Genomic DNA, 13,443 nt, shown 5'->3' on the forward strand with positions numbered 1-13,443 from the left:
CTTCCGATAGCACGGTCAGGCTCACCTCACCACGGCGCGTGGCCGAGTTCCCTTTCCAGCCAGTCGGTACCGATTGGGGAACCCTCGGTCGTGTCGACGACCACAGCATCCGGCCAGTCGTTGCGTCGGCGCAGTTGTTCGTCGAGCACCGCGTGAGTCGCATCCGAGGCGTCGTCTCCGCGTGCGGTACGAGATTCGATGCGCTGCACCAGCACCTCCCGGTCGGCTGTGCATTCGACCTCGATCAGATCTGCAGTCGTCGAAGCCGCGACCTCCCGCGCAGCGCCACGATGCTCCTCCGCCAGCCACGTCGCGTCGAGCACTACCGATTCACCCCGTGCAAGCAACTCGGCGGCACGCCGGCACAGTTCCCGATATGTGACCTCGGTACTCTCCGCGGAGTACAGACCCGAGCCCACTCCGTCCCCGGTACGTTCGGTCGGGGCCATCCCGGCGAGTTCTTTGCGGATCACGTCACTTCGCAGGACGGTCGCCCCGAGATGGCGCCCGACAGCCCGCGACAACGTCGACTTCCCGGTTGCAGCAACACCACCGACGAGGACGAGCCGCACCCGTCCACGGTCGAGATTGCGCTCGACCTGCGCAAGGAAGCCGAGGGCGGCGGCGCGTGAGTCAGCGTCGCCCTGTTCGTGACGTAGCGCAGTCACCTTGGCGCGCACCAATGCTCGGTAGGCGATGTAATGGTGCACCAGCGACACGGGAGGGTGATCGTGCGCATGGACGGCGTACGCATCGAGCAATGTGCGTGCCGCATCGAGTACCCCCAGGCGTTCTAAATCCATTGCCAGAAAAGCAAGGTCGAGGACAGCATCTCCGTAGCGCAGTTCGTCGTCGAATTCGAGGCAGTCGATGATGCGGGTGCCGTCATCCATACAGAAGATGTCGTCGCAGAGCATGTCTCCGTGCCCGTCCACCGCCCGGCCGGCCGCGACGCGCTCGTCGAACAACGCCGTGCGTCCCTGCAGATAACGCTCGGACGCGCTGCGGATCCGGGCCAGAGCAGCTCCGGCCTCCCGACCGATCCGAAGTCGGTCGAGATGATCGAGGCTCAGCTGCCACAGTTGGGCTACGAATTCTGCAGTCGCGCACCGATCGATGTCGGGGTCGAGCGGCGACGCAGCGTGCAACGCCGAAACCTGCCGCGCCACATCTTCGACGGAGGCACCGATGTCTTCGCCCCGTTCGATCAACGCGGCCATACGCCGATCATCGGGAAGCCTCGTCATGACGACGAAGTGCTCACAGACCTCGCCGCCCGGATCGTGCATGTCGGCGACGCCGAGGTACACGTCCGGGGCAAGACGCCGGTTGAGTTCCACCTCCCGGTGACAGATCCACTCCCGCGCAGCGCGCGTGCGATTGTCGAGAAAACCCAGATCGAGTGGCTTCTTCATCTTGTGCACTCGATCACCGACGAAGAACACCACCGAACTGTGGGTTTCCCGCATCGACGCGTACGAGGTCTCTGCTTGCCCGTTCACTGCGCACCTCTCGTGTCGTTCTGCAGTCTTCTCGTCCTACTGTGCCCGCATCTCGTGCGATTCGTGCACCGGAGTCACACAGTGACTTGCGCCGTTGCACCGGAGCGCCCCGCCCGAAAGCGGTAGTTTGCTGTCGAGTAGATATCGGACGGGGGAACAATGAGTATCGACGGGGAGTCCAGCGCCGGCGAGAAGAACAGCAACGCAGGGAAGAGCCGGGTTGTCGTCCTCTCCGCAGCGAGGACGAAAATCGAACGTGACCTCCTGGACCGTTGGTGCCGCTCGGATGACGTCCCCGCCGACTACCGCGCGTCCGGCAGCCCTGACGTCCTGGACCTCGACTCACGTGTCCTCACGTCCGCACTCTCCGACCGAACCGACGATCCGCTCCTCCTGCCCGTCCGAGTCGTGTGGCTCCCCTCCGAACGCGACGGGGCTCGCCGCGCACGTTTCTCGGATGTGCTCGCACTGACCAACCCCCGCAACCCCAATGTCCTGATCCAGAAGTGGCTGGTCGGCAGATCCTCGGACCGGTATCGCATCGTCGTGGCAGCACCCGCGCATCTCGACGATCTTCGTGAGCAGCTCGCGGCCGAGGAACACGGCAGGATTCCGGATGCGGCGTCCCTCGCTCGATATGTGACGCGTCGCGCCGTGGTCGCGCTCGAGCGTGCCGAACGCGCGGTCATCGGCGATCGATACAAGGTGCCCAGGCTCGTCGCCGCGCAGATCATGGACCAACCGTCGTTCCGGCGACGTCTCGACACCATCGCAACCGAGGAACACCTTTCCCGCGACGAGGTCGACACGCGAGCCCGCGACGCGCTGGATGAGCTGGTGGCAGTGCAGTCGCGCCTGGTCACGGACCTCTTCACGCAGGCCATGCGGCCACTGCACACCTCGGCGTGGACGGTGCACGCCGACGACTCCGGCTTGGAAGCTCTGCGTGAGCTCAACCGCACGCATCCGCTGGTGTTCCTGCCGTCCCACCGGTCGTATGCCGATGCGTTCGTCCTGGGCGGCATCCTGGCCGACCACGATTTCCCCGGTAACCACCTGATGGGCGGTGCCAACCTCACGTTCTGGCCGATCGGCCCCATCGCACGTCGTACAGGCACCGTGTTCATCCGGCGGAGTTTCGGGAACGACACGGTGTACAAGGCGGCGTTGGAGGAGTACTTCGCGTTTCTGCTGAGCAAACGATTCAACCTCGAGTGGTATTTCGAGGGAGGCCGCACTCGCACCGGCAAGCTCCGCAGACCACGCTACGGCCTCCTCAACTACGTCGCGAACGCCATCCGGAGTGGTCGTGTCGACGACGCGATGCTGGTACCTGTGTCGATCACCTACGAGGGGCTCGCGGAGGTCGCGGCCGTGGCGGCCGAGCAGACCGGCGCAGCGAAGAAGCCGGAGGGTCTGAGGTGGCTGGCGAATTACGCCCGCAACCAGCAGCGCAGCGCCGGCAACGTCTACGTGCAGTTCGGTACACCGTTGTCGATGCGAGCGCAACTCGCGGCGGGCGGGGACCCCGACCTGTCCGACCCTGCAGTTCCGGAGGGCGCCGCAGCCCCCGACCCTATGGACCGGGAGAGTTTGCAGCGCAAGGCCATGCAGAAGGTGGCATTCGAGGTGGCGGGCGGCATCAACCGCACCACACCGGTCACCGTGAACAGCCTCGTCACCCTCGCCCTGCTCGGAGTCCGCGACCGGGCGCTCACCCTCGACGAGGTGCGCGCCGTCGTCGCACCGGTGCGCAGCTACCTCGATGCGCGCGATGCCCCGCAAGGCGAAGTACAGCTCCTCGACCGCGAGGGTGGACTCGCCCAGGTCCTCGCAGCGCTGACCGACGCCGGTGTCGTGACGACGTACTCCGGGGGCGACGAGGCGGTGTACTCGATCCAACCGGGTCAGCATCTCGTCGCCGCGTTCTACCGCAACAGCGGTATCCATTGGTTCGTCAACCGCTCGATCCTCGAACTTGCTGTGCTCTTCGTCCACGAACATCCCAGCGACAATCCGGTGCTTACGGCATGGTACGAAGCGAAGAAGCTGCGTGACCTGCTCAAGTTCGAGTTCTTCTTCCCCGACCGCGACACCTTCGAATCGGAGTTGCGGGCGGAAGTGGAGCTTCTCGTGCCCGAATGGGAGTGGGGAACGCCACTTCCCACCGAGGGGCGGGCGCTCAACGCGCTGGTCGAGACCGGGCTCTTCATGTCGCACCGCACGCTGCGCTCGTTCTTCGATGCGCAGCTCGTCGTCGCCGAGCGGCTGGCGCGCAGGGATCCTACGCTCGAGGTCGAGCGCGACGCATTCCTCGACGAGTGTGTCGCGGTGGGTCGGCAGATGCTGTTGCAAGGCCGGTTGCACGGTTCGGAGTCCGTATCCTCGGAACTGTTCGCAACAGCTTTGGAGCTGGCGCGCAACCGCGGGCTTCTCGACCGGGACGACGATTCGGTCGCGCAGAAGCGTCGCGAGTTCGCGTCGCAGCTGCTTGCCGTCGGTGAGCGGGTCGCATTGGCCGAGTCACTCGACGTGTCGAACAGGAAGGCGGAGCGGTGAACATCGAGCAGGCCCTGCACAGGGTGCGGACGGGGCCACAGGGCCCCGAGGTAGCTGCGTTCTTCGACTTCGACGGCACCATCGTGCACGGTTTCTCGGGGTTGCATTTCTTCCGCGACCGGCTCCTCGCAGGCAAGGTGACCGCGGCCGAACTCGCGTCGACCATGGTCAACGGTTTGCGTGGAACAGACAGCGAAGCCGATTTCGAACGCTTCGTCGCGGTCGCATTCAAGGCGTGGCGCGGCCACAGCGAGGAAGAGCTGTACGAGATCGGGCAACGCCTGTTCATGTCCACGATCGCCGGTCATCTGTACCCCGAGGCGTGGCAGCTCATCGGGGCACACCAGAATGCCGGCCACACCGTCGTGATCGCGTCGTCGGCGTCGCGCTACCAGATCCAGGCGGGCGCCGACGCGCTCGGTGTGGAGCATGTGCTGTTCACTCCGCTCGAGGTGGTCGACGGCGTCCTGACCGGAAGGGTCGATGGAAAGTCTTTGTGGCGCAGCGGGAAAGCCGATGCCACACGAGCATTCATCGACGAGCACGGGATCGACGGTCCACGTAGTTACACCTATTCCAACGGTGGTGAGGACGCCGAGTTCCTCGCCACGACCGGAAACCCGACCGCGACCAACCCCGACGGCACGCTCGACAGGATCGCACGCGAACGCAAGTGGCCCATCCTGCGGTTCCGACCGCGAGGTACGCCCGGGGTGAAGGAAGCGGTGCGCACCGCCGCCGCCTACGGCGGAATCGTCGGTTCCGTCTGGACCGGGCTCGGGCTCGGGCTGGTCAACCGCAGCCGCAAGGTCGCGCTCGACTCGATCATGAACATCGGATCCGACGTGTCGCTCGCACTCGCGGGTATCGACGTGCGGGTGCGCGGGGAAGCCAACGCGTGGGAACACCGCCCGGCGGTGTTCATCTTCAACCATCAGAGTCAGCTCGACCCGGTGCTCCTCGCCAAGGTGCTGCGACACGACTTCACCGGCATCACGAAGAAGGAGATGGCGACCGACCCATTGTTCGGTCCACTGCTGCGATTCGCCGGCGCCACCTTCGTCGACCGCGGCAACACCGAACGCGCCGTGGAAGCGCTGGCACCGGTGGTGGACACTTTGCGGCAGGGCACCTCGGTCATCATCGCGCCGGAGGGCACTCGCTCCCCCACACCGCAGATCGGGCCGTTCAAGAAGGGCGCTTTCCGCATCGCTATGCAGGCGCAGGTCCCGATCGTTCCCGTGGTGATCCGCAATGCCGGGGAGATGCTGTGGAAGCACTCGACCCTGCTCCGGTCGGGCACAGTCGACGTCGCGGTACTCGACCCGATCGATGTGAGCGAGTGGCGCGTCGCCGATCTCGATACGCACATCACCGCAGTCGAAGACCTGTATCGCAAGACCCTCACGGACTGGCCGATCGAATAGATGACGGACGAGAACATCCCCGACGAACAGCCGACGGACGGCACCGACACGAGCGGCACCACTGATTCGAGTGACACCGACACGACCGGCCCGGCGGGCAACGACGACTCAGGCAAGAGCAACGGCAACGGCAACGGTTCCGCTCTCACCCCGAAGCGGCGTCGCTACCTGAAGTGGATCGTCGGCGCCCTGCTCGTGGTGGTGCTCACCGTCGAGGTGATCCTCGTGTGGCCGGAGCTGACCGACGGTGTCAGTGGTCTCGGCCACCTGTACTGGTGGTGGGTGATCGCCGCGATCCTCGCCTCGGTTGCAGAGATGACGAGTTTCGCGAGCGTGCAACGCACGCTGCTGTCCGCCGCAGATGTGAAGGTGACTCTTCGCCAATCACTGGCTGTAGCACTCGCATCGAACTCGATGAGCGTGACGCTTCCAGGTGGCCCCGTCGTGGGAACCACCTTCACCTATCGGCAGATGCGCAAGTGGGGAGCGGCCCCCGTCATCGCAACATGGCAGCTCGTGATGGCCGGTCTGCTCCAGGCCGCGGGGCTCGCGCTCCTCGGGCTCGTTGGTGCTCTCATGATCGGCGCCACCACGAACCCGTTCTCGCTGATCTTCTCCATCGGTGGTCTCGCCGCGTTCCTGGTGCTCATCCAGTACGCGGCCAGCAACCCCGGTTCGCTCGAGTCCATCGGCCTGATCTCACTGCGCGGGTTCAACCGGCTCAGGAAGAAACCGGCGGATGCCGGTTCACGGGCGTGGCGCAAGATCGTCGATCAGATCGGGGCCGTGAAACTCGATCGCCCGCATGCCGCACGCGCCTTCGGCTGGTCGCTGTTCAACTGGGTGTGCGACGGAGCATGCCTCGCGTTCGCTGCCTACGCCGTCGGAGGCACACCCAGCCTCGCCGGTATCGCCGTCGCCTACGCCGCCGGAACCGCGACAAGCCGTGCGATTCCATTGCTGCCCGCGGGCCTCGGTGTGATGGACGCAGTGCTCGTCCCCGCGCTCACGGCGAGCGGAATGTCCGGCGCGGAGGCACTGTCCGCTGTGCTTGTGTATCGCCTGGTCAGCTTCGTGCTGATCGCCGTGATCGGATGGATCGTGTTTGCCCTGCGCTACCGCGGCGCACCGGACGACGAGGACGACGACCCGGGTCCGGGGCTCGACAAACTGTGGCAGGACTGACCCTGCCGGGTGTGCCCCGACACCACACCTGATCATGAATCCCGGATTTCTGCCGATTCCGACGCCGCGAGGACTAGCGTCTACGCAATCGAACGAGTGGAGGGACGAGGTTCGTGGCACAGCACGAAGCTGCACAAAAGCGCGAGGTCTGGTCGGGCCGGTCCGTGTTCATCATGGCCGCCATCGGCTCGGCTGTCGGCCTGGGCAATATCTGGCGATTCCCCTATATCGCGTACGAGAACGGCGGTGGGGCATTTCTCATCCCCTACCTGGTGGCCCTGCTCACCGCGGGTATTCCGCTACTGTTCGTCGACTATGCAATGGGCCACAAGTTCCGAGGATCGCCGCCGCTGGCGTTCCGGCGACTCAGCCGTGGCAGTGAGTTCATCGGTTGGTGGCAGGTTCTGATCTGCTTCGTCATCGGGGTCTACTACGCGGTGATCGTCGCGTGGGCCGGGTGCTACACGTTCTTCTCGATCACAGAGGCGTGGGGCGACAACCCCGAGGGATTCTTCCTCGAGGACTTCCTCCACGTCGACGCCGAGTCGTCGTTCGGCCTGAGTTTCGTTCCGGGTGTCGTGTGGCCGCTGATCATTGTCTGGGTCGCCACACTGGTGGTGCTCGCACTGGGCGTGCAGCGTGGGATCGGCAATGCGAACCGCATTTTCGTCCCGTTGCTCGTGGTGCTGTTCGGCGCGCTGGTGATCCAGGCGTTGCTACTCGACGGTGCGGCTCTGGGCCTCGATGCGTTCTTCACTCCCAACTGGGAGGCTTTGACCGATACCGGCGTGTGGATCGCGGCCTACGCGCAGATCTTCTTCTCGCTGTCGGTCGCCTTCGGCATCATGCTCACCTACTCGTCGTATCTGAAGCGCAAGACCAACCTGACCGGGTCCGGTCTGGTCGTGGGCTTCTCGAACTCGAGCTTCGAGGTGCTCGCCGGCATCGGCGTGTTCTCGGCGCTCGGATTCATGGCGCAGGCCCAGGGCGTCGCGGTCGACGAGGTCGTGGCGAGCGGCATCGGTCTTGCATTCATCGCGTTCCCGACGATCGTGTCGCAGATGCCGGGCGGCCCCATTTTCGGGGTGCTGTTCTTCGGCTCGCTCGTGTTCGCCGGGTTCACATCGATGATCAGCATCATCCAGGTGACGGTCTCGGCGTTCCAGGACAAGACAGGTCTCGGCAAGGTGCCCGCGGTCCTGACGATCGGCGGCGCTGCGGCGATCGTGTCGATCCTGCTGTTCCCCACCACGACCGGCCTGAACACCCTCGATGTGGTGGACCGGTTCGCGAACCAGTTCGGCATCGTGGGTGTCGCGTTCGTCGCCATCGTCGTGATCGCGTGGGTCCTGCGGCGCCTGCCCGAACTGCGCGACCACCTCAATTCGGTGTCGTCGTTCAAGGTCGGATCGGTCTGGCAGATCTTCGTCGGTGTCGTCACACCGGTGGTTCTGGGCTACATGCTGTTCAGCGAGATCCGCGACCGCATCGACGAAGGCTATGGGGGTCTCCCCGACGACCTCGTGATGACATTCGGGTGGGGTGTGCAGGCCGTGGTGATCGTGCTGGCGATCGCCATGTCGTTCATACCGTGGCGTCGAGGGATCGAAACCGAGTTCGAATTCGATGAGAACCGACCGGCCTCCGCATCGGCGCTCACCAAGACACAGCAGGGAGAGACCTCGTGAACACCTCAGCGATCGTGATGATGATCCTCGCCCTGGCCACACTCTGGGGTGGCCTGCTCGCGAGCATCCTTCACCTACGTAGCCATCCTGACGACGTGGAATGAGACTTCCTCCGTCGACAGTGTCGGTTGAGTAACACACGGGGTGGCGCTCTGGCCGGAGCGCCGCCCTTGTGCTTTCCTTGGATCCAACAGTCTCAACCTTTACTTGAGACTGAGTGTTTGAATCGATGTGTTGAGACCGACGTGTCGAGACCTGACGCACAGGAGCCCCCATGACCCGCAAGACCACGCGCCCCCGGATGCGCCACTTCACCGCCGCGGCCACCTTCGCCCTAGCGGCCGGCCTCACACTGCCCACAGTCGCCACCGCACAACCGGCACCGGAGTCACCGATCGCCGACGTCCCCGCACCCGCAGAATCCGCCGCACCGGCTGTCGAGGGCGCACTCGCCACAGCTCTCGGAGTGCTGCGCTCGACTCCGGGCACCGACCAGGCCGCGCTCGCTGCGGCCGAAGCCATCGCCGGTGCCCGAGGCAGCGCCGTCGATGCAGCCGAAGACACACCACTCGGTGCATACGACGAGATGACAGAGTTCCTGCGCGCCTTGGGAATACAACCCTTCATGTACCCCACCGGCGCACCGTTCTGCACACCCGACGGCAACCTGCCACTCGGCATCGCCCCGGCGATGGCCGGCGCCCTCCCCGGACCGTGGCCGAACCAGGAGATCCTCGGTCAGACCCTCAACGTCGTCGATCCCGCGCAGACCCTGTTCGCCTTCGTCCCGATGGGACTCGAGGACGATGCGAACGCCGACGGGATCCAGCTTGCGTGGCTCAACGTCAACACACTCCAGGGCGGACTGGTGCCGATGGGAACACTCGAGGAGGCCGGGTCCGCCGCAATCCCCGAGAACGTGACAGGGCCGGCCCGCGCCTTGGCGGAGCAGGCGGTCGCCACCTTCCTGGCCCAGGCCGTTCCGTTCGGAGGCGTACGCGTCGCGCCCGTCGACACCGGCGCAGGCACCGTCCTCGCCGCGGTGTTCGGCACGGTACAGAACGGCGACTCGTCGTGCTTCTTCCTGCCGACCGTCGGCATCGTCGACGTGCCCGCCTGACGCCTACCGGAACCGGCTGCAGCGGGTGGGCTCAGCTCGCCCGCTGCAGCCGTTCGAGGCGATCGAAGACCAACCGGACCGCGGTGTCCATGTGGACGAGAACGCCCTCCGCGCTCTGCCGCCCATTGGCCCAGGCGACCAGGGTCGACATCCATACGTCCGCAACGATGCGTACCGCGTTGAGCACCTCTTCGGTGACGATCTCGATACCGGCCGACTTCGCGAACAGCTCGGTGAGCACATGTCCGAGTCGGTCGAGTTCGGGCGCCGACGACGCATCGGCGAACATCACGGCACGCACCAGCGCGTCGTATTGTTGCGGGTCCTGCTCCAGTCTGGAGACGGATGCGTGCAGGACACCCATGATCCGCTCGTGCGGCGTGTCGCCGGGAAGCTCCGCGCCGGAGAAATAGTCGCCGACCTCTTCGAACTGGGTCACCATCGCCACCACGAGCAACTGATTCTTCGACGGGAAGTACCGATAGACCGTACCGAGCGCGACACCCGACCGGTCGGCGACGGCACGCATCTGCACGGCGTCGTAGCCGCCCTCGGACGCGAGCTGTTTCGCAGAGTCGACGATCCTCAGATACCGCGCACGCTGCGCCGGCTTCAGCCCGGCCCCCGGCGACTGAGCAACCGGACGTTTCCGCGCCTCGCCTCCCATAGTCGACTCTTCCGTCATCACGCCACCTTCCGCTAGTGCAGGTCCAGGGTAGTGGAGAGACCTCACCGACCCGGAAATACTAGACACCTGTCCGGAAACCCTTCCATCCAAAGGTAGAACGCGTTACATTTTCTGCGTCATCCGATGAGAGGGGTCACTGTGCGCCACGGAATCACCCTGTTCACGAGCGATCGGGGAATCCGACCCGACGCCGCCGCGAAAGCCGCAGAAGACGCCGGCTTCGACAGCTTCTACGTGCCCGAACACACACACATCCCGGTCCGGCGCGAATCCGCCCACCCCGGAACCGGCAACGAGACCCTCCCCGACGACCGGTACATGCGCACCCTCGACCCCTGGGTCGCGCTCGGCCTCGCCGCCGCCGTCACCTCCACCATCAGACTGGGAACCTCGGTAGCACTCCCCCTCGAACACGACCCGATCACGCTCGCGAAGACCATCGCCACGCTCGATCATGTCACCGGTGGCCGCGTCGTCCTCGGAGCCGGGTTCGGCTGGAATGCAGAAGAACTTGCAGACCATGGGGTCCCACCGAAGAAGAAGCGCACGGCGCTGCGCGAATATCTCGAAGCCATGCAGGCGTTGTGGACCCAGGAGGAGGCATCCTACGACGGAACGTTCGTGTCGTTCGGACCGAGTTGGGCGTGGCCGAAGCCGATCCAGCAGCCTCGCCCGCCGGTACTGCTCGGCGCGGGCCCCACCGATCGAAACTTCGAGTGGATCGTCCGCTCCGGCGACGGTTGGATCACGACCCCCAGAGAGCAGGACATCGTCGACCACGTGCGACGCCTGCACAAGATGTGGGCCGACGCGGGCCGCGCCGGCACACCCGAGGTGCTCGCACTCGCCGGCCGCCCCGACCCCGAGCAGCTCGCCCAGTGGCGCGACGCCGGTGTCTCCGAAGTGATCTTCGGACTACCCGACCGCTCCGCGGACGAGGTCGTCTCGTACATCGGCCGTCTCGCCGGAAAACTCGGCCTCGCTTCCTGACCACCTGCACCAGAAACGGACCACACATGAGCACCGACGTCCATCCCCTGCATGCCGACCAGGTCATCACCTGGGATCACGAGGCCGACGTTGTCGTCGCCGGATACGGCATCGCAGGCGTGTCCGCATCCATCGAAGCCGCCCGCAGCGGCGCCGAGGTCCTCGTTCTCGAACGCACCGGAGGATGGGGCGGAGCCGCGTCACTGTCCGGCGGCATCGTCTACCTGGGCGGAGGCACCGGACTACAGAAGGCCCTCGGGTTCGACGATTCCGCCGAGAACATGAAGGTCTTCATGCTCGCCGCACTCGGCCCGGGAGCCGACGAAGCGAAGATCTCGGAATACTGCGACGGCAGCGTCGAACACTACAACTGGCTCGTGGACAACGGTGTGGTGTTCAAGGAGAGCTTCTGGGGCGAACCGGGCTGGGAGATCCCCGGCGACGACGGACTCATGTTCTCCGGAGGTGAGAACTCGGCACCCTTCAACGAGATCGCCACGCCGGCACCACGCGGACACGTCCCGCAGATGACCGACAAGCGCACCGGGGAGAAGGGCGGCGGCTTCAAGCTCATGGAGCCGCTGTCGAAGGTGGCCGAAGAACTCGGTGTCCGAGCCGAATACGACGTGCGCGTGCAGCGACTCATCCTCGACGGCGACGGACGCGTCGTGGGCCTCGCCGCCAAGCAGTACGGCAAGGACATCCACATCCGAGCACGTCGAGGGGTCGTGCTCGCCACCGGAAGCTTCGCGTACAACAAGGACATGGTCGCCACCTATGCGCCGCAGTTGAACGGACGCCCTGCCGCCGCCATCGAAGAACACGACGGTCGCGCCATCCGCATGGCACAGGCGCTCGGCGCCGACCTGGCGCACATGGACGCGACCGAGGTCGCGTTCTTCGGCGACCCCCAGTTGATGGCGCGAGGAATACTCGTCAACGCCCGCGGTCAGCGCTACGTACCCGAGGACACCTATCCCGGCCGGATCGGGCAGCTGACACTGCTCAAGAACGATAATCAGGCATATCTGATCATCGATGAGAGTGCATACGAAGAGGGCTGTGCGACAGTGAGTTCCACTCCGTATTTCCGATTCCAGCCCAAGTGGGTAGCGGAAACGGTGGAGGAACTCGAGTCGGACATGGGATTGCCGACCGGCACCTTGCAGTCCACCGTCGAGGTGTACAACCGGCACGCAGTCGACGGTTCCGACCCGGTGCTCGGCAAGAAGACCCAATGGGTCAAGCCCATCGGCACACCCGTCGCCGCACTGGATCTGCGCAACTGCACCGCCGGGTTCACCCTCGGTGGTCTGCGCACCACCGTCGACTCCGAGGTCCTGCACGTCTCGGGTGAACCGATCCCCGGACTGTACGCGGCGGGTCGCTGCACGTCGGGTGTGTGCGCGTGGGGGTATGCGAGCGGCACCTCGCTCGGGGACGGCAGCTTCTTCGGCCGCCGCGCGGGCCTCGCCGCAGCGAAGAACTGACGCATTACTTTCCACGCTTGTGGCCGAATGTCACCTTCAGTCAATGTGAGTAGCTGAAGGTGACATTCGGCCATGCCGCGGCGGGTTCAGAACACGGTGTCGAGGTCGCGGGCAACGATGTCGTCCGCGCCGTACTCGGCCAGTGCCGCAACCGTCATCGACGGATTGCACGCACCCGTCGATCCCGGGATCTTCGCGCCGTCGACGACGTACAGCCCCCGCTGCCCGTGAACCCGCCCCGCGTCATCGCACACCGTGTCGAGCGGGGCCCCGCCCAGGGGATGAAACGTGTTGATGTCCACGGCATTGATATCGATCATGATCGCGGCCGGGCCCACGATGCGGCGAATGCGTGTTTCGATCGCACACGTGAGCGCCCGGTCGTAGGCCTGGTCCCAACTCAGTACGGCGTCGTCGCGGCCGGCGTCGTAGCGCCACCTGCCCAGCCCCTTCACCACTCCGAGACCGATCACCGATGTCGTCCCCACGTCTGCCGGGAACGGGACCGGCCCCGTGACGATCATCAGCGCACCCGCCGGGTCGGAATGGTCGCGCATGCCGACACACGCCGGACCTCCCTGGAACGCACCGGGGCTGGCCAGCGGCGACGTCACCGAGAACACCCGGTCGCCGTTGTTTCCCCATCCTGTTCCCACCGCATCGGGGAGATCCGCGATCAAACCCTTGCCGTACGCCTTCATCAACAGACGGGTGGTCCCGGTCGACCCCGATCCCAGAAGGATCTGTTGGCCAACGGATTCCACGCTCCAGGACGAGAGTATGCACCCCGGCAC

11 protein-coding genes are annotated in these 13,443 nt (G+C 65.4%); 8 read left to right on the plus strand and 3 right to left on the minus strand.

Annotation, left to right across the window (positions count from 1 at the left end; genetic code table 11):
• Nucleotides 1–26: 26 nt before the first annotated feature.
• The gene (locus ACZ46K_RS27620; RefSeq protein WP_054810060.1) at nt 27–1,469 is read right to left on the minus strand and encodes an AAA family ATPase; all 1,443 of its coding nucleotides are present in this window, start codon (nt 1,467–1,469) and stop codon (nt 27–29) included.
• Between the two features lie 192 nt (nt 1,470–1,661).
• On the opposite strand from ACZ46K_RS27620, the gene ACZ46K_RS27625 reads away from it, so the two are divergent.
• The 6 genes from ACZ46K_RS27625 (at nt 1,662) to ACZ46K_RS27650 (ending at nt 9,481) form a co-directional block, all read left to right on the plus strand.
• On the plus strand, nt 1,662–4,061 hold the full coding sequence (locus ACZ46K_RS27625) for a glycerol-3-phosphate 1-O-acyltransferase (protein ID WP_464745901.1): 2,400 nt from the start codon (nt 1,662–1,664) through the stop codon (nt 4,059–4,061).
• A complete protein-coding gene (locus tag ACZ46K_RS27630; protein WP_464745903.1) occupies nt 4,058–5,488 on the plus strand; it encodes an HAD-IB family hydrolase in 1,431 nt (476 codons plus the stop codon). The genes ACZ46K_RS27625 and ACZ46K_RS27630 overlap by 4 nt, the downstream gene beginning before the upstream one ends.
• Complete coding sequence (locus ACZ46K_RS27635; protein ID WP_054806152.1) at nt 5,489–6,673, plus strand: lysylphosphatidylglycerol synthase transmembrane domain-containing protein; 1,185 nt, start codon at nt 5,489–5,491, stop codon at nt 6,671–6,673.
• 113 nt (nt 6,674–6,786) lie between these two features.
• Nucleotides 6,787–8,361 carry a sodium-dependent transporter gene (locus ACZ46K_RS27640; protein WP_464745905.1) on the plus strand — a complete coding sequence of 525 codons (1,575 nt, stop codon included), beginning with the start codon at nt 6,787–6,789 and terminating at the stop codon, nt 8,359–8,361.
• Nucleotides 8,358–8,465, plus strand: a complete 108-nt coding sequence (locus ACZ46K_RS27645) for a methionine/alanine import family NSS transporter small subunit (RefSeq protein ID WP_464745907.1) — start codon at nt 8,358–8,360, stop codon at nt 8,463–8,465. Before ACZ46K_RS27640 ends, ACZ46K_RS27645 begins: the two co-directional genes overlap by 4 nt.
• A 170-nt stretch (nt 8,466–8,635) precedes the next feature.
• Nucleotides 8,636–9,481, plus strand: coding sequence for a hypothetical protein (locus ACZ46K_RS27650; RefSeq protein WP_464745909.1), 846 nt, complete (start codon nt 8,636–8,638; stop codon nt 9,479–9,481).
• Nucleotides 9,482–9,512: 31 nt separating this feature from the next.
• Here the strand turns inward: ACZ46K_RS27650 and ACZ46K_RS27655 are convergent, their stop codons facing one another.
• Nucleotides 9,513–10,166 carry a TetR family transcriptional regulator gene (locus ACZ46K_RS27655; RefSeq protein WP_054807926.1) on the minus strand — a complete coding sequence of 218 codons (654 nt, stop codon included), beginning with the start codon at nt 10,164–10,166 and terminating at the stop codon, nt 9,513–9,515.
• Nucleotides 10,167–10,307: 141 nt separating this feature from the next.
• Here ACZ46K_RS27655 and ACZ46K_RS27660 point away from each other — a divergent pair, with 141 nt between their 5' ends.
• Together ACZ46K_RS27660 and ACZ46K_RS27665 are read left to right on the plus strand one after the other, a co-directional pair.
• Nucleotides 10,308–11,159, plus strand: coding sequence for an LLM class F420-dependent oxidoreductase (locus ACZ46K_RS27660; RefSeq protein ID WP_464745911.1), 852 nt, complete (start codon nt 10,308–10,310; stop codon nt 11,157–11,159).
• Nucleotides 11,160–11,185: 26 nt separating this feature from the next.
• The gene (locus ACZ46K_RS27665) at nt 11,186–12,649 is read left to right on the plus strand and encodes an FAD-dependent oxidoreductase (protein ID WP_054810826.1); all 1,464 of its coding nucleotides are present in this window, start codon (nt 11,186–11,188) and stop codon (nt 12,647–12,649) included.
• Between the two features lie 86 nt (nt 12,650–12,735).
• Here the strand turns inward: ACZ46K_RS27665 and ACZ46K_RS27670 are convergent, their stop codons facing one another.
• Complete coding sequence (locus ACZ46K_RS27670) at nt 12,736–13,413, minus strand: GMC oxidoreductase (RefSeq protein ID WP_464745913.1); 678 nt, start codon at nt 13,411–13,413, stop codon at nt 12,736–12,738.
• Nucleotides 13,414–13,443: the final 30 nt, after the last annotated feature.

Source organism: Rhodococcus sp. JCM 9793 (assembly GCF_055380405.1).